The organism is Streptomyces sp. DSM 118878 (assembly GCF_052936595.1).
The window spans coordinates 1,373,260-1,395,633 of sequence record NZ_CP193622.1 but is presented as its reverse complement, the minus strand read 5'-3'; the positions used below and the strand labels follow the sequence as shown (position 1 = coordinate 1,395,633).

Annotated in this window: 15 protein-coding genes and 1 pseudogene; 14 read left to right on the top strand and 2 right to left on the bottom strand. The window is 67.5% G+C overall.

What is annotated here, in order from left to right; genetic code table 11:
• The first annotated feature begins 18 nt into the window (after positions 1 to 18).
• From ACRAKF_RS05785 to ACRAKF_RS05730, 12 genes are all read left to right on the top strand, one after another.
• The gene (locus ACRAKF_RS05785) at positions 19 to 267 is read left to right on the top strand and encodes a hypothetical protein (protein ID WP_447035776.1); all 249 of its coding nucleotides are present in this window, start codon (positions 19 to 21) and stop codon (positions 265 to 267) included.
• 184 nt (positions 268 to 451) lie between these two features.
• Positions 452 to 919 carry an ATP-binding protein gene (locus ACRAKF_RS05780; protein WP_447035775.1) on the top strand — a complete coding sequence of 156 codons (468 nt, stop codon included), beginning with the start codon at positions 452 to 454 and terminating at the stop codon, positions 917 to 919.
• Complete coding sequence (locus ACRAKF_RS05775) at positions 919 to 1,443, top strand: DUF6415 family natural product biosynthesis protein (protein WP_447035774.1); 525 nt, start codon at positions 919 to 921, stop codon at positions 1,441 to 1,443. Before ACRAKF_RS05780 ends, ACRAKF_RS05775 begins: the two co-directional genes overlap by 1 nt.
• A complete protein-coding gene (locus tag ACRAKF_RS05770; RefSeq protein ID WP_447035773.1) occupies positions 1,437 to 1,949 on the top strand; it encodes a DUF6302 family protein in 513 nt (170 codons plus the stop codon). Before ACRAKF_RS05775 ends, ACRAKF_RS05770 begins: the two co-directional genes overlap by 7 nt.
• A gap of 1 nt (position 1,950) precedes the next feature.
• Complete coding sequence (locus ACRAKF_RS05765) at positions 1,951 to 2,145, top strand: DUF5999 family protein (protein ID WP_447035771.1); 195 nt, start codon at positions 1,951 to 1,953, stop codon at positions 2,143 to 2,145.
• The gene (locus ACRAKF_RS05760; RefSeq protein ID WP_447035770.1) at positions 2,142 to 2,792 is read left to right on the top strand and encodes a hypothetical protein; all 651 of its coding nucleotides are present in this window, start codon (positions 2,142 to 2,144) and stop codon (positions 2,790 to 2,792) included. The genes ACRAKF_RS05765 and ACRAKF_RS05760 overlap by 4 nt, the downstream gene beginning before the upstream one ends.
• Before the next feature lie 179 nt (positions 2,793 to 2,971).
• A complete protein-coding gene (gene fxlM / locus ACRAKF_RS05755; RefSeq protein WP_447035769.1) occupies positions 2,972 to 4,204 on the top strand; it encodes a methyltransferase, FxLD system in 1,233 nt (410 codons plus the stop codon).
• A gap of 66 nt (positions 4,205 to 4,270) precedes the next feature.
• Positions 4,271 to 4,468: an FxLD family lanthipeptide gene (locus ACRAKF_RS05750; RefSeq protein WP_447035768.1), complete on the top strand. Its 198-nt coding sequence runs from the start codon at positions 4,271 to 4,273 to the stop codon at positions 4,466 to 4,468.
• Positions 4,469 to 4,557: 89 nt separating this feature from the next.
• Entirely contained in the window at positions 4,558 to 7,623 is a 3,066-nt protein-coding gene (locus tag ACRAKF_RS05745) for a lantibiotic dehydratase (protein WP_447035767.1), read from the top strand.
• The gene (locus ACRAKF_RS05740) at positions 7,620 to 8,765 is read left to right on the top strand and encodes a lanthionine synthetase C family protein (RefSeq protein WP_447035766.1); all 1,146 of its coding nucleotides are present in this window, start codon (positions 7,620 to 7,622) and stop codon (positions 8,763 to 8,765) included. Before ACRAKF_RS05745 ends, ACRAKF_RS05740 begins: the two co-directional genes overlap by 4 nt.
• 11 nt (positions 8,766 to 8,776) lie before the next feature.
• Entirely contained in the window at positions 8,777 to 9,730 is a 954-nt protein-coding gene (locus tag ACRAKF_RS05735) for a thiopeptide-type bacteriocin biosynthesis protein (RefSeq protein WP_447035765.1), read from the top strand.
• Positions 9,731 to 9,778: 48 nt separating this feature from the next.
• Positions 9,779 to 9,958, top strand: a complete 180-nt coding sequence (locus ACRAKF_RS05730; RefSeq protein WP_447035763.1) for a hypothetical protein — start codon at positions 9,779 to 9,781, stop codon at positions 9,956 to 9,958.
• Positions 9,959 to 10,019: 61 nt separating this feature from the next.
• Here the strand turns inward: ACRAKF_RS05730 and ACRAKF_RS05725 are convergent.
• Both ACRAKF_RS05725 and ACRAKF_RS05720 read right to left on the bottom strand, forming a co-directional pair.
• Positions 10,020 to 10,931: pseudogene (locus tag ACRAKF_RS05725) on the bottom strand (IS3 family transposase); the annotation flags it as partial.
• Between the two features lie 152 nt (positions 10,932 to 11,083).
• Complete coding sequence (locus tag ACRAKF_RS05720; RefSeq protein ID WP_447035762.1) at positions 11,084 to 11,203, bottom strand: transposase; 120 nt, start codon at positions 11,201 to 11,203, stop codon at positions 11,084 to 11,086.
• Between the two features lie 682 nt (positions 11,204 to 11,885).
• Here ACRAKF_RS05720 and ACRAKF_RS05715 point away from each other — a divergent pair.
• Together ACRAKF_RS05715 and ACRAKF_RS05710 are read left to right on the top strand one after the other, a co-directional pair.
• Positions 11,886 to 15,554 carry a LamG-like jellyroll fold domain-containing protein gene (locus ACRAKF_RS05715; protein ID WP_447035760.1) on the top strand — a complete coding sequence of 1,223 codons (3,669 nt, stop codon included), beginning with the start codon at positions 11,886 to 11,888 and terminating at the stop codon, positions 15,552 to 15,554.
• Positions 15,555 to 15,783: 229 nt separating this feature from the next.
• Positions 15,784 to 22,269, top strand: coding sequence for an RHS repeat-associated core domain-containing protein (locus ACRAKF_RS05710; RefSeq protein ID WP_447035758.1), 6,486 nt, complete (start codon positions 15,784 to 15,786; stop codon positions 22,267 to 22,269).
• Positions 22,270 to 22,374 lie beyond the last annotated feature (105 nt).

Sequence of the window (22,374 nt, the reverse complement as noted above, 5' to 3'; positions counted from 1 at the left end):
GCCCTACGTTTACGGGTCATGACGACAAGTCACGCTCAGACGGAAGCTGACGCGGCTCCCTTACCGCCCGCCAAGCGCCACCTCCGCCTTGCTCTTGAGGCCGAGGTCGCGCACACGGAGGCCGGTCGCTTCGCGGTCCCCCTCGACCTGCACGAGGGGGCCACGGAGCCCGCGACCATTCCGCTGGTCCTGACTGCCGATGAAGCGGTTGCTTTGCACGGCAGGCTCGGTGCCCTCTTCCCGTTCGCGGAAGGGGACACCCGATGACCACACGAACTCCCGCAGATCGTGAGCGCCGCCGCAACCTCGCGGACGCTTCGATCACACCGTTGCCCGCTTTGGCCGGGCTGCTCCGACACGTCCCGGGCCAGCAGCGTCGGACGAGCCCGCTCGCTTCTTTTGACGACCGGGCCGCCTCGGAAGACGGGGCCTCACAGATCGGGACGGAGCGGTGACCGGCCCGGCGTCGCAGCGCCCGACCGCAACTCGTGCCGACGGCCTGCTGGAGGAGCGCTTCTCCATCACCAAGCACTCCCCGGGCGAGCGCCCCCCTCCCGTAGACGAGTCCCGCGTCCGCGCCATGAGGCTCGTGACCCGCGAACGTCTCAGCTCCCGCGGTCTGACCTGCGTCGCCGACGACGCGACACTCGTTGTCTCTGAGCTGATCACTAACGCCATCGTGCACAGCGGTGGCAGGCATATCCGGCTGACCCTCGACGTGTGCAATGGCGTCCTGCGCATCCGTGTGCATGACGGCGTGGCCGGTCCTCGCCCCACTGTTCAGTGCCCCGAGGACGACGACGAGCACGGTCGCGGCCTGATGCTCGTGCGGGAGATCGCCCGCAGCAGGCAGGGCGCGTGCGGTGTCAGCGACAACGGCGCCACCACGTGGTGCGAACTGAGTTTGGTGGCGTGCTGATGACGAACACCGCATTACGCGAGGAGACGACGAGCCCGAAAACCATGCCGGTCCGCGTCAAGGACCCTACGGTCCCGACGAACCCCTGGTCGCCGCCGCTCGGCAGGCTGGGTCTCCATGACCTGTTGAGCGCAGTGCGTAATTGGGAGCCTGTGGACTGGGACTCGGTCTATGACGGCCTGGACACCGTCCTGAACGAGGAAGTCAGCCACCACGCGGCCGGTGCCAGCGGCAGCAGCCGACCGGGGGCCGCTGGTCCCGGGTACGAAGAAGCCGAAGAACTCGCTCAGCGCTTCCGCGGCGCGCTTATGCAGCTCGTGAACCGAGGTCTGCGTGACGACGCCGACAAGAAGCATCGGGACATCACCGACCTGATCGAACAAGCACGTACGTTGCGTGCCGAAGAGTTGCCCTGCGACGAGCGACAGGCCCTGATTCTCCTGCGGAAGCTGGGCCGGATCACCCTGGAGCTCGCCGAACGCCTGGAGGAAGCGGGCATCGTCAAGGGGCTGGTTGAATGCTGACCGCCACGACGCCGGCGCGTGCCCTTACCGTTTCACTCTGCCCGGCCGAAGAGGCGTACGACTACGAGTCCTACCGAAGCCGCCTCGCCGAGCCCGCGATCCTTGCTGAGGCCGTTGCGGTCCGCGTTTTCCGGGCGCCGCTGCTCGCCATACCTGTCGGCGGACCGCGCTGCGGCGGATACATGTCCTTCGACCTACTGACGCTAGCGATGGCGGCGCGCAGCCTCCTCGCGAAACAGCCCGGCTTCCCGGACTTGCGCGTCAGCTTCTCTCCGTACCGCGACACCTGCCACACGGTCGAGTGGGGCGACCCCGCTCCCGAGTGCTGGGAGGGCGATGAGGTCCGTGGCCGCTTCTACGGCTACAGCGAGGCCGCCATCTCCGCGTTCGTACGGAGAAGCCCACAGACACCCTCTTCGGCGGCCTCCGCCGTGTTCCCCCGCGGCTTTGTAGCCGCCGAAGAGGGCTCAACTTCCACACCGCACTCCCGAGAGGACGACGAGTAACATGTGCGTGCACACCCCGCCGTGTCCCACGGCCGAGGCTTCCGACCGAGAGGCCGCCCGGCCCCGGGCGGCCCACCCCGAACAGGGCTGGAGCCTGCTGTGCAACGGGGTGCTGCTCTTCGAGGACACCGGCGAGTTGCTGCCCAATGGCGAGGTCGTCGACCCGCGCCGTCCCCTCGCCCGGAGCGCGGCATGACGACTGCCCCCGCGCCGTCGCGCGTGATCCCGTACATCACCGCCCGTGAAGGCGAAGAGGCAGATATCCTCGCCAACCTGCGGGCGCTCCCCGGACCGCGCGGACGCGAACAGCTCTGCTATGTGGATGAGAGCCCGGCGGACCGGGACCAGCAAGGTGTTCTATATGCGCGGTACTCGATGTCCATGGGCACGTTCGGACAGCCCGTCGGCGAACCGCGGTGGAAGCTGGTCCACCCTGTCCGCCAGCGGGTCATGATGGGGCTGCTGCGTTGCCAGGTATGCACCACCACGTTGCCACGCAAGGACGGGATGCTCTTCATGATTCCCTCCCCACACCCGCTCAGCGGCCCGCTACGGACCGCGCACCCGCCGCTGTGCCTTCCTCACGCCCGGCTGTCGGCTGTCCGCTGCAAGCGGCTGCGGGTCAGAGGCTACGTTGCGCTTCGCGCCACTCGGTACCCGTTGTACGGCGTCATGGGCACGCCTTACTCGGTCGGCGCGCACGGGCTCCAGGCGCTGGCTGGTGACGACGAGCCGCTGCCCTACAGCCATCCCCAGATAGGCATGTTCCTGGCCTCCCAGCTCGTGCGGGAGCTTCGCGACTACCAGGTCGTCGATCTGGACGACCTGGCAGTCGCCGCCTAGACGCCGCTCGGCGGTCCGGATGTGACGGACCGGATCGCCGAGCGGTTACCACCCCGGCGTGGGGCTTCGCCTCGACCCTGACCCGAGCCCGCGCAGCCCCTCGCCGGCCCCTGGAAACCGCTCAACCAAGCTCGGCGAACTCGCCGAGGAGGAGAATCCGCGTGGATAACGTCCCCGGCGTGACGGCCAGCACCGATGCTCAAGAGGCTCTGTCGGAACAGCAGTTGCGCGACGCCCTGGTAGAGAGGCTGATCGAAGTCGGAGCGGCCCGCAGCACCCGTGTCGTGGCCGCGTTCCGTACCGTCCGCAGGCACCTGGCTACGCCGGAGGTGGACATGGCCTCGACGTACAACGCCGAGGCCGCGACGATCACCAAGACCGACGAGCACGGGGTGGACGTCAGCTCGGTGTCCGCGCCTCGCGTCCAGGCCATGCAGATGGAGCAGGGCGACATCGCGCCGGGTATGTCCGTGCTGGAGATCGGGTCCGGCGGTCCCAACGCCGCACTCCTTGCCGAGGTGGTGGGCGTGGACGGCCGCGTAGTCACCATGGACATCGATCCGGAGGTGACCAGCCGCGCTAGTGCGTTCCTGAAGGAGAACGGCTACCGCAACGTCACCGTCCTCACCGCCGATGCGGAATACGGTGCCCCCGACCACGCCCCGTTCGACCGGATCATCGTCACGGTCCAGGCCGCCGACATCCCGCCGGCCTGGGTGGCTCAGCTCAAGGAGGGCGGACGCCTCGTCGTCCCGCTCCGGATGCGCGGCTTGACGCGCACGGTGGCCTTCGTCCGCGACGGCGACCGACTTGTGAGCGACGGGGTCGAGCTGTGCGGCTTTGTGCCGATGCGGGGCGCCGGAGAGAACCGGGCGCGGCTCGCGGTCCTGCACGAGGAGAAGGACGCGGCGGTGGGACTGCGCGTGGACGGGCACCCTGAGCCGAACACCGCCGCCCTCACCGAGGCCCTGAAGATGCCGAGGAGCAAGCAGTGGACCGGCGTGACCCTTGGTGGCAGTGAGTCCAACGAACACCTCGACCTGTGGCTGACCACCGCGCTGGACAACCTGCCCCTGCTGGCCGCGCAACCCGGTGCACGTAAGCGGGGACTGGTGGCCTCAGCCTCGCCTCTCGGCATCCCCACGCTCGTGGAGGGCGACAGCTTCGCCTACCGCACCGTACGGGCCACAGACCAAGAGGACCGCTACGAGCTCGGCGTCATCGGGCACGGCCCGCACGGGCAGCAGCTTGCCGAGCGTCTGGTCGAGGAGATCCGCACCTGGGACCGCGACCACCGCGGCGACCATGCGCACATCGAGGTCTACCCGGCGGGCACGCCGGATGACCGCCTTCCTGCCGGTGGCCGGCGCATCGAGCGACGGCACTCGCGGGTCACGATCACCTGGCCGTAGTCACGTGAGTGGCCAAGGCCAGGTAGCACAGCGCATATCCCTACAACCTCTGAGGAGGAGAGCGAGATGGTACAGCAGATCATCAGCTCGGGCACCGTGCTGAAGGCGGCAACGAACTTCGGTTCCGACGGTGGGGACTTCGACCTCAACATCGAGACAGTGTCCTCGGCCCCCGTCATCGGCGCGCTGCTGAACGACACCGGCGACGGCTGCACCGCGACCTGCGATTCGGCCTGCTCGAACAGCACCTGCGTCAGCGGCTGACCCGCGGCATCACCACCTGTTGAAGGGACTCGGGGGCGGGTGTTCATCCGACGCCCGTCCCCGGGGCGCCGCGATCTGAAGGAGTGCGGATGTACCGTCGAATTGACGCGAGCATGATGAGGGCATCGGTGTTCCCGCTCGCCTCGCCCACCCCCTCATGGCCAGGGCCGGACGCCGGCATCGCGCAAATCCGCGCATGGATGAAACAGGTCTGGGCGGACGCTCCCCGAGCCGAGGCCATCAGTCTCGCCTCACCGTTGCTTGCCTCCGCCGTCCAGGAGGTGATCGAGGGAACCGCCAAGGCCTCCCGCATCCACCGGACCGGCCGGTCCCTAGCCCGCTACCTGCTGAGGATGCAATACCGTGCGACGCCATTCGGACTGTTCGCCGGACCGGCCGTCGCACACATCGGACGGGAAGCACACGTCCACTGGGGCCCTACGAATCGGGCCTTCGCGCGCGCCGATGCTTCCTGGCTGCACGACATCACCACCGCGCTGGAACACGACGTGGCCGTCCTGCGGTACCTGACAGTGATCGCCGACCCCACCCATGTCGTGCGGGGCTCCCGCATCTTCGTCATGAACCAACCCGGCAAGGACGGGCCGACCGACACCAGTCTCCGACGAACCTCGGCCGCCGAAGCCGCGCTGAAGCTGGCCCGCTCCCCGATCACGGCCCATGTCCTGGTGGCCAAGCTCGGCATCGAGTACCCCGACGCCCCGAGAGTCGCCATCGAGCACATGGTGCGCAGGCTCGTCGCGCACCGGGTCCTGCTCACCGAACTCCAGCCGCCGATGACCTGCCCCGACGCCCTGGGCCACCTGGTCGCACGGCTCGATGAAACTGGTGCCGACGTACCGACCACCGCCCGTCTACGTGCAGTCCACCGGGTGCTTGACTGCCACGACCGCGCTCACCCCGCCGAACAGCCGGGCCTACGGGACAAGGCCATCGAGGCGATGGGAGAACTGCCCACTGCTATGCCTCCCACCCTCATGGTCAATGTCCGCCCGGACGCCGACGTCATCCTGCCCCACGCAGTCGCTCACGAGGCGGAACGCGCCCTTCACCTGATGGCCAAGATCACCCCCTACCCTCACGGCTCCCCCTCCTGGCGGGACTACCGGACACGGTTCCTGGAGCGCTACAGCATGGGCACCGTCGTCCCCGTCCGCGAACTCACCGACCCCGACACCGGCCTGGGCTTCCCCGTCGGCTACCGCGGCACCGTTCTCCCCCGCCCTGTCCTCGCCACAACGCCCCGCGACGAACACCTTCTCGCCCTCGCACAGGACGCTGCCCTCACTGACCGGCGAGAAATCATCCTCACCGAGGAGGACATAGAGGCCCTGTCCCTCGGGGCGCCAACAGCAGTCCCCGCCCACGTCGAACTGTGCTTCAGCGTGCTCGCACACTCCACCCGCGCGCTGACCGAGGGCCGCTTCACCCTCTGTACTGCCGGTCTGTCCCTCGCGGCCGGCACGCTCACAGGCCGCTTCCTGCCGATGCTGGAGGCCGCTGACCAAGCTCGGATGGCGGCCGAGTACGCCGCCCTGCCCACCCTGACCGAAGGCGCAGCGCGCGTTCAAATCTCCGCACCCCCGCTGCGCCACCGGATCTACAACGTCGGGCGGACGCCCCTCGTCACCCTGGAGTCGATGGCTGTCGGCGAGCACAACTCCGGTACCACCCTCGACCTGGACGACCTAGGGGTCGTCGCCGACGCCGGGCGCCTCTACCTCGTCTCCCTCTCCTCCGGGCAGTGCCTCGAACCTTCCGTGATGAGCGCCGTCGAACTGAGCACCGCGACGCACCCCCTGGTGCGGTTCCTCAGCGAGGTGCACCGCTCCCACACCTCCGTCCTTGCCCCCTTCGTCTGGGGCGCCGCAGATCGGTTGCCGTTCCTTCCGGAGGTCCGCTACGGCCGCACCATCTTGTCGGCGGCGTGCTGGAGGCTGCGCGCCCGTGACCTCTCCGCCTCCGAGCACTGGGTGGATGACTTCACCAACTGGCGCATCCGGTACGGCGTCCCGCGCACCGTCTACGTCAGCTCCGGCGACCAAAAGCTCCGCCTCGACCTTGACCTTCCCGCTCACCTCGATCTGCTCCGCGCCGAACTGGACCACCAACTCGTTCTTGCCCTGCACGAAGCGCCCGAGGAGAACGCTTACGGCTGGATCGGCCGCGCTCATCAGGTGACCATGTCCTTCGCCGCCGACCAGCCGGCCGACCCCGCCCCTGCCGGGCACGTGATCGTCCAGCGCGACGATGGCCATACACCGGGGTTCGCCGACACCGCATACCTGAAGCTGTACGGCAGCACTGCCCGTGCCGACGAGGTCCTGTCCACACACCTGCCGCGTCTCCTGGAGGACGTGACGGCCGCGTTCAGGAAGACCTTCTACCGCCAAGAACTGTCCGCAGAGCTGATCGCGGACCTGTCCGAACCGGGGGCGTGGTTCGTCAGGTACGCCGACCCCGACCCGCATCTCCGCATCCGTCTGGCCCTCCCTCGGCCCGCCGACTTCGCGGAGGCGGCCTTCGAGGTTGCCCGCTGGGCAGACGCACTGCGCGAGGAGGGCCTGATTCAGCGCGTGCAGTGGGACACCTACCTTCCCGAGTCCGGCCGTTACGGCATCGGCCCTACCCTGGAGGCCGCCGAACGCTACTTCGCCGCTGACTCGATGGCGGCACTGGCTCAGATGCGCCTCGACCTTCCCACCGACCTGCATCCGGCCATCACGGCGACCTCGTACGTGGACATCGCCACCGGCCTCCTCGGCTCCCCCGCCGAAGGACGCACTTGGCTGATCCAGCACCTTCTGCGCAGCGATGGCGCGACGGCCCCACGGTCCACACAGGCCCTCGTGCTCCGGCTCACCGACAACGACGACGCAGGCCCGGTCCTGGCCGACCTCCCGGGAGGCGACGCCGTCCTGAGCACCTGGCAGCACCGGCGGCAAGCCCTCGTCCACTACCGCCAGGCACTCGCCACCGCGGGGCGCGATCCGTCCAGCGTCCTGCCATCCCTGCTGCACATGCACCACAACCGCGTCGCGGGCATCGCCCCCAACGCCGAAGCCCTTTGCCGGCGCATGGCCCGCGCCGCAGCCCTGTCCTGGACCGTCCGCCCTGAAGGAGCCGCGCGGTGACTACCGCCCCACCGTCCCCCAACAGCACCCTGCCCTCCCGGCAGTCGCTCGCCCACGGCCCCCTGGGCGCCACTCTGCTGCACATCGAGCGGGCTCGCCGTGGCGCCGGAGACTGGAGCGAGGTGCACCGGGCCCTGGCGGGCGTCGGACCACTGATCGACGGCCGGGACGCCAACCTCTTCCTCGGCGCACCCGCTATGGCACTCGTCCTCCACCTTGCCGCTGACGGCACCGATCGCTACGCGGGCGCGCTGCACACACTCGACGGGGTCGTGGCCGCGCACACCCGGCAGCGCCTCACCGCCGCGCACGCACGCATCGACGCCGGTCGCCGTCCCGCCTTCGCCGAGTACGACCTGCTCCGCGGCCTGACTGGGATCGGCGCGCTGCTCCTGCGCCGCCAGCCACGCGGTGCGGAGCTGAAGGGCATCCTGGAGTACCTGGTACGCCTGACCGAGCCCGTCACCGACGCGGCGGGGGAAACCTTGCCCGGCTGGTGGGTCGGCCATGCACCGACCAGCAGCATGATGACCATTCCTGGTGGACACGCGAACGCGGGGCTGACGCACGGCATCACCGGCCCTCTCGCCCTTCTCGCCCTCGCGCTGCGCGCGGGTGTCAGCGTGGATGGCCACCGGGAAGCCATGCTGCGTATCTGTCGGTGGCTCGATCAGACACGGCAGAGCGACTTCCGCGGAACCCGGTGGCCGCGGTGGGTCAGTCACCGCGGAGCCGCGCCTGCTCAGCCAGCCACGCCTTCGTGGTGTTACGGCACCCCGGGTCTGGCTCGTGCCCAACAGCTCGCCGGCATCGTGCTCGAAGACGGCGATCGGAAGCGGATGGCCGAACGCGCCCTTCTGCACTGCCTGAGCGACCCCGACCAGCTCGATCGAGTTGCCGACCGCGGCCTGTGCCACGGTTTCGGCGGCCTTCTCCGAACGGTGCAGCGTGTTGCCCAAGACGCCGAAGCTCCGGCCTTCGGTGAACGGATCGGCCTCATCACCGACAGGGTCCTGACCGTGGATGCCCCCGACGAGACAGGGTTCCTCACCGGGAAGGTCGGCGCCGCTCTCGCCTTCCAGGACGCCGAATCAGGCATCGCACCCACGGGCCACTGGGACACCTGCCTTCTGCTGACGTGAGAGGAACAACCGTGCCGTACGACGTCGACCGTGTTGAGAACGCTGTCCTGGCCGTCCTCAGCGACGCGGCCTCCGTTGAGGAAGCCGCCCGCGCTGCTGGCACTGCGCCGGACCGCCTCGCCGAGGCGATCGAGAGGTACCGGTCCGCAGGCCGGGGCGCACTCAACGCTCAGCCCGGCGACTGGCGACAGGTCAACATCCGCTTCGCCGACTATGCGACTGCGGAACGCGCCTTCCGCGCCTACATCGCTCCCGCCCTGCTTGCCGGACCGGTCGGCTCCTGGTGGTTCGTGCGCAAGCATCCGCACTGGCGGCTGCGCTACTTTCCCGCCGCGGGCACCGACCCCGAGAAGGCCGTCACACACGTCACCGAAGCACTCGACAATTCCGTCTCCTGGGGAGTGGCCGAGGACTGGAGACCCGCCCCATACGAACCAGAGACCGTAGCCTTCGGCGGGCCGGTCGGGATGACGCTCGCGCACGAGTTGTTCCACACCGACAGCACCGGCGTACTCGACTACTTCCGCGCCGCAGCCCAGAACCTACCCGGGAGACCCGACGCCAGGACAACGTCTCTCCTGGCCATGTCTCTGTTGATGCGCGCCGCACGGCTGGAGTACGGCGAACAGGGTGACGTGTGGGGGAAGGTCGAGGAGCGCCGCCCGCTCACGGAGAACGTGACCCCAGAGCAGGTCAGCACCTTGGTCGAACCCATGCGACGTCTCCTGCTGACCGATGCCCACCCTCTCGACTCCGGCGCCCTCGCCCACGTACGCGACTGGGCCGAAGGGCTGGAGCGCAGCGGCCGAGCCCTGGAAGAAGCCGCGGATAGCGGAGCGCTCAGCCTCGGTAAGCGTGGCATCCTCGCCCGCCACGTCCTCTTCCACTGGAACCGGATGGGCTTCACCGTCCGCCAACAGTCCATCTGGTGCCGTGCAGCCAGGGAGGCCGTCCTTGGCCAATGAGCCGACCGGAGAACCACGCCCGGCCTCCGTCAGGGCGAGGTGTTCGGGTTGAGCCCGGAAGACATCGACTATGCGAAAGGCGTGATTCATGTCCGACGCCAAGTCCAGGCGGTCAAAGGCAGGCTGTACTTCACCCTGCCGAAGGGCGCGAAGACCCGTGTCGTCGACATGCCCTCCTCGGTTGCCGAGGAGCTGAAGCATCACGTCAAAGCCTTCCCGCCGGTGTGAGTGGAGCTGCCGTGGGGCAAGCCGGAGGTGAAGCTTCCCCGTGATCTTGGACATTCGATCTTTATGCCGCGAGGTCGGGTTGGTGGCGCCGCCGGGTCTCGGCTGGCGTGAGGTAGCCGAAGACCTTGTGCTTGCGTAGCCGATGGCGGTTGTAGAACGTCTCGATGAAGTCGAAGACCTGGGCTCGGGCGATGGCCCGGTCGGGCCAGACGCGGGTGCCGATCTCTTCTTTGAGCAGGGCCCAGAAATTCTCCGCAGCGGCATTGTCGAAGCAAGATCCCGTGCGGCCGCAGCTTTGCCGGAGGCGCAACTCGCCTATCGCACAGCGGAATTGGCTGCTCGTGTATTCGCTGCCACGGTCCGAATGTGCTATGCAGCCCGGCCGGAGACGGCCACGGCCCGCGGCCATCCTCAGCGCATCGACGACGAGGTCGGCGCGATGATGATCGGCCATCGAGTAGCCGACGACCTCGCGCGTGGCCAGGTCCAGCCAGCAAGCGAGGTAGAACCAGCCCTCGGCGGTCGGCAGCGCGGTGATGTCGCCGACCAGCTTCGTGCCGGGCGCATCGGCGTGGAAGTCGCGGCCGATGAGGTCCGGGGCCGGCCTGGCCTTCTTGTCCGGCCGGGTCAGCGAACGGCGCTTGCGGCGGGTGACGCCCTGGATGCCGTGCTCGCGCATGAGGCGGGCGACCCGTTTGCGGTTCACTCGCCGTCCCAGACGCCGCAGCTCGGCATGGACGCGCGGGACGCCATAGGTCTGGCGCGAGCCGACATGGATCACGGTGATTTCGTGCACCAGGGCTTGATCGGCGGCCCGCCGGGCGGTCCGAGTTTTCGCCGCGGCGAGCCAGGCGTAGAAGGAGGAGCGGGCCACCGTCAACAGGCGGCACAGGAAAGCGACGCCGTGGGTGATCTTCTCCGCCTCGATGAACGCGTACGTCTCGTTCACCGATCGCTCTCCTTCGCGAAGAAGACCGCGGCTTTTCGCAGGACCTCGATCGTCTTGGCCTGCTCGGCGTTCTGCCGACGCAGCCGCTTTAGCTCCTCGCGCTCAGCGCTCGTGAGCTCACCCGGAGCGCCTTCGCCCCGGTCAGCCTTGGCCTGGCGGAACCAGCCGCGCAGGGACTACGAGCTGATGCCAAGTTCCCGGGCGACGGCGGTGACTGTCTTGCCCGTGGAGTCGACGAGCGCGATCGTGTCCCGTTTGAACTCTTCGGTGTACCGCTTCGTGTACTTGCTTCCCACCTGGTGCTACTTCCTCTGGAACCTCAGGATCCCAGTCTCCAGGTGTCCATGATCAAGGGGAAGGTTCAGATCCCGCACCGCCCCGTCACCCGATCAGTAGCCACGCTGAAAACGCTCACTGTTTCCAGCGGTTCAAGATCACCCAAAGAACACCGGATGCCGCCGGGCAGTCACTGCCCGGCAACGCCTCTCCCCCGTCGGAGGTGTGCGGCTTGATGGTGACCCGGACCGTGTGCGTGGAGGTCTTGCCGCGAATCCGCTTCCGAAAGCCACTCAACACCCAGACCTTAAGTCCGCCCTGGCCGCGTGCCTGACACTCTTGGGCCCCCGGCCAGTCGGCGCTGCTGAGGACTATGGCGGGATCGACACTCAACGAAGTCCAGTACGAATGTTGGCGTGTGCGCGCCAACTACGCCTGCTCACTGAGGGGTTGAAGCGCGTAGGTAGCAGGCCGCAGGCACGTGTGCGCATGGCTGAAACATTGCCAACGCTTGACGGGGTCCCTACAAAGGCGTTGAATCTGCGAGATTTTTGATCTTCTTGTGACTCTGGGGGCGGGGTTGTGTTCACAATATGGAGAAGTCGTGTCGACAAGAGACGTGGGAGAGGGGTACGTCGTTCGGTTGCCGGAGTTGCCGGCACCGCACTGGCGGGGTTGCTTGCGTCGACGCTCGTAGCACCGATGGCGGTGGCCGACGCCGCCGATGGGGGCGAAGGAACCGAGCTGACGGAGGGGCAGCGGGCGCTGTCACAGGCCGTGCAGTCCGGAAAAAGGGTCGAGGTCGACGGGGAACGGTCGGAGTACTCGACGGTCTTCGCGAACCCGGATGGCTTCTCCTTCACCCTTGAGCAGTCGACGGTTCCCGTGCGGGCGAAGCAGGAGGGCGACTGGGTCGATCCGGACGCGACACTGCGTACACGCGCGGACGGAACGGTGGAGCCGCGGGCAGCCGCGGCGCAGATGTCGTTCTCTGGTGGCGGCGACAGGGAACCCTTGGCGCGGATCACGGACCGAGGGCGCTCTCTGGGACTGTCCTGGCCGGGAAAGCTGCCCGTACCCGAGTTGCATGGGGCGAGCGCGGTCTACCGCGAGGTGCTTCCGGACGTGGACCTGAAGGTGACGGCGACACCAGAGAGCTTTCAGCACCTGCTGATCGTGAAGACACCGCAGGCCGCGAAGAACGCCGCACTCAAGAAGCTGGATTTCGGACTCGAAGCCCACGGGCTGACGGTTCGTGAAGGAAAAGCGAGTAATCTCACCGCCGTGGACCCGGACGGCAAGACGGTGTTCCGAGCCCCACCTGCGCGTATGTGGGACTCGGCCGGCGGCGCCACCGTTCCTGGGGGCGGGGTGCAGTCGGCACGGAAGAGCGCCAAGAGCGCCGTGCGAGCGGAGGAGACCCCGGCGTCGGGCGACCCCGCGGAGACCTCCGGAGCGGGGGGTGAGCCCAAGCAGGGAGACACCGTGGCCCGCATGGATGTGGAGGTGTCCAAGGACTCGCTCGCGGTGCTTCCGGATGCCAAGATGCTGGCGGACACCGAAAACTCCGACTTCCCCCTGTACATCGACCCGACGGTGACCTGGGGAGAATCGGAACGGACCCTGCTGCGCAGCGACGGCTACGAGTCCTACGGCTGGGGCAACGGCAGCGACGGCCAGGGCGAAGGTGCGGGCAAGTGCGGCACGTGGCAGCGCTACTACTGCGGCCCCGGCTATGTGCAGCGGCTGTACTACGAGTTCTCGCCCGCCAACCTGAAGGGCAAGAAGGTTCTGGACGCGACGTTCCGGGTGACCGAACCCTGGGCGTTCCAGTGCGACCCTCGCTGGGTGGACCTGGTCCGCACGGGCGACATCTCCTCCTCGACCGCCTGGTCGTCGCGCCCCGACCAACTGGACTGGATGGGAGACCGGAAGGTGTCGGCGGGCCGGGGATCACTGTGCGATCCGGACTCTCCGCAGGCTCCAATCGAGTTCAACGACAACGCGGACGAACCGAACGAGAACCTCACCTCGACGGTACGAAACTTCGCGGCGGGCAAGTTCAAGCGGCTCACTCTCCAGATCAGGGCGCAGGATGAGTCCGATCCTTCGGCTTGGAAGCGGTTCAAGAACGATGCGGTCCTGTCCGTGCAGTTCGTGGGCATACCGGACAAGCCGACGGGTGTCGGGCTGCTGTCCGGTTCGGGAACGGTGTGTGAGAAGAGCAGTGCGGACCCGGCCGTCATGTCGGACCCCACGCCCCTCCTCCATGCGACCGCCCAGACGAAGAAGGGCGGCGAGGAGGACGCGCAGCTGCGCGTGGCCTTCGACATCGACCAACGGAACAGTGACGACACGTGGTCGGACACTCTCGCGGGCAACGGCAGCGAACGTCCCTCCACCGGGTATGTCGGGGATGGCAAAAAGGTGGTGATGTCCTGGTCGAAGCTGGCAGAGGGCAAGCTGTACCGCTACCGCGCATGGGTGCAGTCGTACTACAACGGGGGCGAGAGCTACCTCTCTGGGCCGTCGAACGCCACAACGACGGGCTGGTGCTACTTCAAGGTCGACCCGACGGCACCGAAGGCGCCGACCCTCACGCTCGGCTCCCCCTACACCCCGTGCACGCCCGAGTCGTGCGCGGCGCACGGAGGCCCGGGCAAGGAGGCGTCCTTCACGTTCGGGGCGGCGACGGGGGACAACAACAACGTCGCTTATCAGTACCGGCTCAGTTCCACAGGCGCATGGCAGAGCGCGAAGAAGGTCTGCAGGGGCGGTATCTCCAATGACATGTGTGCTTCATTGCCCGAGCGCTCCGAATTCGTGATCGGCTGGAAGGGCTCGTTCACCCCGGACAGTTCCGGCACGCGTCGCCTCTACGCTCGAGGCAAGGACAACGTGGGCCGATGGGGCGCACAGAACGTGCTGGACTTCCTCGTCGCCGGCGGCGAAGGGCCGACCGGCAGGTGGCACTTCGCCGAGACGGACGGCGCGGCCAAGGACTCGGCGACGGCCGGGGGATCCGCCCGCCACGACGCCACGCTGCAGGGCGAGGCCGTGCGCGACGACCGTGGCCGTCGTGGCGTGATCACACACGATGCCCAGGGAAATCTCCTGGAGCGGCCGCTCACCGACCGGGGCCTCAGCCTCAACGGCTCCAGTGGATACGCGGCCACGTCCGGGCGGGTAGTCGAGACCAGGTCCTCGTACACGGTCTCGGCCTGGGCCCGCCTGGACCCGGAGGCCACAGGGACACAGACCGTCCTCAGCCAGGACGGCGGCGACTACAGCCCGTTCTATGTGTCCTACAACGCCGACGGACTCGGTGACTGGAGCCTGCGCATGCTCTCCAAGGACGCTTCCAGCGGTTACAAGTGGAACAAGGCCCGTGCCAAGCAGCGCGGCGCCAAAGGAGTCTGGACGCATGTGGCGGCCAGCTACGCAGCGGACGGCAACAAGGTGCGGCTGTACGTCAACGGCACACTGCAGTCCGAGGCCGACGCCGGCACCCCGTGGTCGGCGGAAGGTGTCCTGCACATCGGCCGGGGGACGTGGAGCGGCAAGGCCGTGGACCAATTCGACGGCTCCATCGACGAGGTGCAGGTCTGGCAGCGGACGCTGACGGACAAGGAAGTCGGGGACGACGCGCGTCTGCTGACGTCCGCAAACTTCGCGGGCGCGGAACTGGTGGCCGACTGGAAGGCCGAGCAGGGCAGCGGCACCTCCGTCCCGGACACGACCTCCGGGTACGGCAAGGAGCTGAAGCTGTCGGGAGGCGCCTCTCTGGACGGCGAGACGGTCGTCCTGGACGGCACCGACGATTTCGCCGCGGCGACAGGCCCGCTGGTGGACGACACGGGCTCCTTCTCCGTGACCACTTCGGTGGCTCTGGACGGGGACAAGCTCGCCTCCAAGGCCAACGGTTACACCGGTCAGGTCCTGGGCCAGCGCACCAAGGACGGGTCCGCGTGGGGCTTTTGGTACCAGGTGACCGGAAAAAAGACCGTGCTGGACGAGGAGATCGGGGACGAGAAGACCGTCCCGGTCGGGATGTGGCACTTCGGTCGGCACGACACGGACGGCACCTTCTCCTCCGTCGTCTCCGACGAGGAAGCGGAGTTGGACGGCCACGTCAGGCTGACCGGTGTTTTCGACGCCCAGGAGGGGAAGATCCGGCTCTTCCTCGGTCACAACCAGAACGGTGACGACAAGGCGTTCAGCGCCCGGATCGGTGAGGGCGACTTCGCGGTCGGCCGGGGATTCGTCTCGGGGGGCTGGAAGCACTATCTGCCCGCCAGGCTGGCGGAGGTACGGGTGTGGTCGGGGGCCATGGCCAGCCCTGAGCAGATCGAGACCGTCGTGGGCGACTGACCCGCAGACGGCCGCGGGCGGTGTGGGGATCCACACCGCCCGCACGGGCAGCCGTGTGCGCTGCCGCGCTGATGACCTCGGCGACATTCTTATGTGAACTGGGTGGGGGCGTAAGACGATGACATTTGGCATAGGCATGCCAGGACCACGTAGAAGTGCCTGGCGATATCCGGGATTCAGGCTGCTGGTACCGGCTCTGGTGGTGGGCCTGACCGTACCTCTGCTCGGTATGGCACCGGAGGCGGTGCGAGCCGACGGGCTCGGCAGACCTGACCTCCCGGGACAGCGGGTCAGCAAGGTGGATGAAGTCACCTCACTGGGCGCGAAGAAGGCCCGGCAGAAGGCCGCCGACGAGAAGAAGACCAACGACGCCCAGGCCCGGCGGGCCAAGGCGGAACGGAGGAGCGCCTGGCCGGGGCAGGACGAGGCGACCGTCGAGCTCGTACCCGGGAAGACGGGCAAAGCCTCACCAGGCGGCGTTCCGGTCACCATGCGGCCGACTGCCGCGACGCAGGCCAAGAGCTCGAAGGGGTCCCAGGTACCGGACAAGGACGTTGAGGCGCGCCTCACCGTGCTGGACCAGAAGAACACTGTCGGCGCGGGTGTCACGGGAGTGCTGCTGACGGTCGAAGCCGACGCCCCTGCACGGGCCGACTTGAAGGTCGACTACTCGGGGTTCGCCTCGGCCCTGGGCGGCGGGTGGGCACAACGGCTGCGCCTCGTGCAGCTGCCCTCCTGCGTGCTGACGACTCCCGAGCAGGCGGCCTGCCGCAAGCAGACACCGGTGGGCTCGCACAACAACATGCACGGGCAGACCGTCTCGGCGAAGGTGACGCTCGCAGCCACCGGTGCCGGGAAGTCTCCGCAGCTGATGAGGGCCGGGAAGACCGCGGGCCCAGCCGTGTTCGCCGTGGCCGCCGCTGGCACCGGCGCGGGCCAGTCACCCAAGGGCGCGGGTGACTACTCGGCAACCAAGCTGGACCCCTCCTCGTCGTGGCAGGCAGGAAACAGTTCGGGCTCCTTCACATGGAGCTACGACTTCAATGCGCCTCCCGCCGCGGCGGGACCCACCCCGAAGCTGGCACTGTCCTACGACTCCGGAAGTGTCGACGGCCGTACGGCCACGACCAACAACCAGGGCACCGCGGTCGGCGAGGGCTTCGCGCTCACGGAGTCGTACATCGAACGCTCCTACGGCAGTTGTGACGACGACGGACACGCAGACGTCTTCGACCACTGCTGGAAGTACGACAATGCCCGCCTCGTCCTGAACGGCAAGGCGGACCGCCTGGTCGAGGGGAAGAAGGCGGGGACTTGGCGGCTGCAGAACGACAACGCCTCCACAGTGACGCGGTCCACCGGCGCGGACAACGGCGACGACAACGGCGAGTACTGGACCGTCATCACCGGCGAGGGGACCAAGTACGTCTTCGGCCAGAACAAGCTGACGGGAGCCGGTGCCCAACGCACGGACTCGACTTGGACCGTACCGGTCTTCGGCGACGACGCAGACGAGCCCGGATACGACAGCGGTGGATCCTTCGGCGAGCGCGCGAAGACCCAGGCGTGGCGCTGGAACCTCGACTACGTGGAGGACACCCGAGGCAACGCCGCCACCTACTGGTACGCCAAGGAGACCAACCACTACGAGAAGAACGAGGCCAAGACGGCGAACACGGCATACGTGCGCGGCGGCTACCTAAAGGAGATCAAGTATGGGCTGCGCAAGGGGGCCCTGTTCACCGACGACGCCGACGCCAAGGTGACATTCTCCCACAAGGAGCGATGCACCGCGTCGGACTGCTCCAAGCTGACCAAGGACACGGCGGACGACTGGCCCGACGTCCCCTTCGACGCGCTCTGCTCCGACGGCGACGACGACTGCGACTCGGCAGGCCCTTCGTTCTTCAGCCGCAAACGACTGACCGGCATCAGCACCTACTCCTGGGCCGCCGCGTCATCCAAGTACGAGCCGGTGGACACCTGGACGCTGACCCAGAGGTTCCTGGACGGCGGGGACATCGGCGACACCTCCGACCACGTCCTGACGCTCCAGTCACTGAAGCGCACCGGCAAGAGCGGCACCGACATCGCCATGGACCCGGTGACTTTCACCTACCAGATGCGCCCGAACCGCGTCGACGCCACGGACGACATCCTGCCGCTCACCCGGCCCCGCATGTCCACCATCACCTCGGAGACCGGAGCGATCACCGAGGCCACCCTGTCCGCACCCGAATGTGTGCGCAGCGCGGTGATCGACGCCCCGCAGGACTCCAACACACGCTCCTGCTACCCGCAGTTCTGGAACATCAACGGCGCCGAGAAGGCGAGTGTTGACTGGTTCCACAAGTACCGCGTCTTGGCAGTGACCGTCTCCGACCCCACAGGGCGGAACGAAGCCGTCGAACACGCCTACAGCTACTCCGGCGCCGCCTGGCGCCACGCCGACGATCCGTTCGTTCCCAAGGACGAGCGCACCTGGTCCGACTGGCGCGGCTACCGGCAGGTGACGTCCTACACCGGGGCGGAGAAGACAACCCGCTCCAAGACGGTCTCCCTGTACATGCAGGGCATGGACGGGGACAGGAACAAGGACGGCACCAAAAAGTCGGTGGGCGTCGAGCCGCTCTCTTCGCCCGATCTGGGCGTCGCCGCCATCAAGGACGGCGACCAGTACGCGGGCCAGCTGCGCGAGAAGGTCAGCTTCGACGGCGCCACGCCGATCTCGGCCACCGTGAACACGCCCTGGTCACAGGAGACCGCCCGTCAGAAGGCCCCTGACTCCGACGACCACGTCGCCCGGTACATCCGGACGAAGAACGCGACCACACACACCTATCTGACGGCATCCCGCAAGTGGCGTGCCCGCACGGTCAGTACCGACTACGACAGCTACGGCATGCCGTCCACCGTGCAGGACAACGGTGACGACGCGAAGACCGGGGACGAGACCTGCACGACCTCCTGGTACGCGCGCAACGCCGACGAAGGGATCGTCAACCTGCCCGCCCGCACCCGTCTCGTAGGCAAGGCGTGTTCGGTGGCGGACAAGGACCTGGACCTGCCTGCCGACGACTCCCGCCGCGGTGACGTGCTATCGGACACCGCCATCGCCTACGACGATGCCGCCTGGTCCACGGACCAGAAGCCCGGCAAGGCACTGGTCACTTGGGCCGGCCGGGCCAAGGGATACACCACGGGCTCCGCTCCCACTTGGCAGGAAACCTCCACCACTGATCACGACGCTCTCGGTCGGCCGATCCTCGTCACCGACGCCAAGAAGCAGGAGACCACGAAGACCGCATACACCCCGGCCGGCTCGGGCCCCCTGACGCAGACCACCACTACCAACGCCAAGGGCCACCGAACGATCAGTTTCCTGGACGCGCGGCGTGGCCTGCCCCTGCGCACGTACGACGCCAACCAGAAGAAGACCGAGCTTGAGTACGACGCGGTGGGCCGCACTACATCGGTCTGGCTGCCCAACCGGGCCCGAGGCGTCCAGAGCCCCAACCGGACCTTCGCCTACCACCTGAGCAACACCGAGCAGTCCTGGGTGTCGACGGCCACCTTGAAGAAGGACGGAGAGAGCTACACCACCACCTACGAGATCGTCGACGCACTGCTGCGGCCGTTGCAGACGCAGACTCCGACGCCTCAAGGTGGCCGCCTGCTGACTGACTCCCGCTACGACTCACGGGGCCTCAACTACGAGACCTACGCGGACATCTTCGACAACACGAAGAAACCCGAGGGGACCTATGCACGTGCCGAGTACGGTGAGGCCCCCAAGCAGAAGGAGACCGTGTTCGACGGAGCAGGCCGCCCCACCAGCGATACGCTGCTGGTGTACGGGGTCAAGAAGTGGTCGACCGCCACGACCTATACCGGGGACTCCACGGCAACCGCTGCCCTGAAGGGCGGATCAGCCACCCGCGGCATCACCGATGCCCGCGGCCGGACGGTGGAGAGCCGCGAGTACGACGGACCGAGCCCGGCCGACCCTGACTTCGGCGGCGGCCCCGGCGCTTCCTACGTGGGCACGAAATTCACCCACACACTGGACGACCAGCAGACGTCCATCACCGGTGCGGACGGCGCCAAGTGGGAATACACCTACGACCTGTTCGGGCGTCGGGTGACGGCGAAGGACCCCGACAAGGGAACCACGACCACCGAGTACGACATGCTGGACCAGGCGGTCAAGACCTCGGACGTGCGAGGCCGGACGATCCTGACCGACTATGACGCGCTGGGCCGCACCACCGACACCTGGGCGGGGGAGAAGACAGAGGCCAAACAGCTGACCGCCCGCGTCTACGACACGGTCCTCAAGGGCCAGCCCACCTCGTCCACCCGGTACATCGGCGGCAAGAACGGCCGGGCCTACACCCGGACCGTCACCGACTACGACAGCATGACCCGCCCGATCGCGACCACGCTCGACCTCCCGGCCGACGACCCCTTGGTCAAGGCCGGGCAACCGTCCTCGCTGAAGTACAGCAGCTACTACAACCTCGACGGCACCTTGCAGAACACCAAGGAACCGGCGCTCGGCGGTCTCGCCTCGGAGATCATCGACTACAACTACGACGACCTCGGCCAGGTCACCCAGGTCGGCGGCCTCACCGGTTACCTGCTCGGCACGGACTACTCGGCCCTCGGCCAGATCCAGCAGCTCACCCTGGGCGCGGCCAACACCGAGGAGCACAAGAAGGCCTACGTCACGAACACCTACGAGGAGGGCACCGACCGGCTGCTCCGCAGCCACGTCACCGACCAGACGCATCCGTACCAGCTCCAGGACCTCAACTACCGCCAGGACGACGCCGGCAACGTTACGTCGATCACTGACACCAGCAGCCTGGGCGGGACTGGAGCCGCCGAGACCCAGTGCTTCTCCTACGACGGCCACCGCCGCATGACCGAGGCGTGGGCTCCGGCCTCGCGGAAGTGCTCCGAACCGGCCGCTGCCGGCAGCCTCGCCGGGCCGGCCCCTTACTGGAACAGCTACGAGTACAACAAGGCCGGCCAGCGCGCCCGGGAGACGGTCCACACCGGCGACGGCAACACCACCACGACGTACTGCTACGACACCGCCCAGCCGCACACGCTGACCGGCACGACGACGAAGGACGACTGCGCTGCTCCCGAGCGACGCTACGGATACGACAAGACGGGCAACACCACCGCGCGCCCCGGCCCCGCCGGTACGACGGGCAGCCAGAACCTGGCATGGTCCGAGGAGGGCAAGCTCACGAAGCTGACCCAGGGCGGCAAGGACACGGACTACGTGTACGACGCCGACGGCAACCTGCTGATCCGCGCCTCGGAAGGCGGCGAACGCGTCCTGTACGCGGGAGCCACCGAACTGCACCTCAAGGCCGACGGCGGTACGTGGGCCCAACGCCGTTACACCGTCGGCGGGACCACGGTCGCGGTGCGCTCCAACGAGTCGGGCAAACAGCAGGTGTTCTACCAGGCCGGTGACCACCACGGCACACAGAGCCTGTCCATCGGCGCGGACAGCACCCAGGCCGTACGCAAGCGGTACCTGAGCCCGTTCGGCGCCGAGCGCGGAAAGGCCGTGGGTACCTGGCCCGACGACAAGGGCTTCCTCGGCATGACGGATGACAAGGCCACAGGCCTGACGCACGTCGGAGCCCGCGAATACGATCCTGCCATCGGCCAGTTCCTCAGCGTCGACCCCGTACTCGACTCCAGCGCGCCCCAAACCCTAAACGGCTACAGCTACGCCTCGAACAACCCGGCGAGCTTCTCCGACCCCACCGGCCTCCACCAGATGATGCAGAACGGTGGTGGGGACGACTCGAACGCCCAGAACGACTTCATCGAATCCCACGCTTCACCAGACTTCGGGTCCGGTGCCACCTGGAGCTCCACCTACAGCAACTTCCCTGGAGGCGGCGGTGGAGGCGGAGGAACAGCTCAGGGGTGGGCGCCCGCGGCCAAGCCGTGCGGAGTGGTGCCCATGGCACCGTGCGCCGGCACGGCCCCGCTCATCGGCCCGGCACCGATCTTCCTCCCGTACATCCACCCCGGGGTCGCCAGCCCGCAATACCAGATGGCCCGATACTGCGGGGCCTATCCAATCGACCGGGCGTGCAACCCACAGGACGCTGTGCGCGGCGGAGGTAACGATAGTCTCCAGAAGATCGTCGGCCAGTTCATGCTCGGCAAGTTGGACCGGTACGAGACGTACGGCGAGGACAGCAAGGTTGCCCTGCAGGTCATGATGACGGATCTCACCGCGGCCCATAGGGCGGAGATCGCGAAGAGGTACTATGAGCTCGGCAAGAAGAGCGGCTCCCTGGACCCGAACTCCATCGGCGGCAAGAGCACGTCCGGCAAGGCGCAGCAGTTGGGCAGCGACGCGAAGTCGGTCCTTACCGGCGACGCGAATGTCGCGACAGCGATCCTTGGCTCATACACAACGAAATACAAGATCTTGCGGGCTAATTCCACCGGAATTCAGGCGCGCATCACCATTCATAACTCCATGTCCGTTTCGTCGCTCACGCACTATGCGACAGGATACGGAACGTCAGCCGAACGGTTCGTTTCCAGGTGGGTGGATAACGACGGAATCATCGCCTTCGGTGGAGCCGCTCATCAACAGGACATGACAATCGTTTTCCGGGCTGTCATTCCCGTCCGAGGCGGCGTCCTGGGAGGCCCTCCTGTGCAATGACAGGTCAATACAATCAGCAGGCCGACGTAAGCGAATAACAACGGAGTGACCTATGGGTATGGGGCGTTCAGGGACTAGCCCGCGGCTAACACCGCGGAAGCGTAG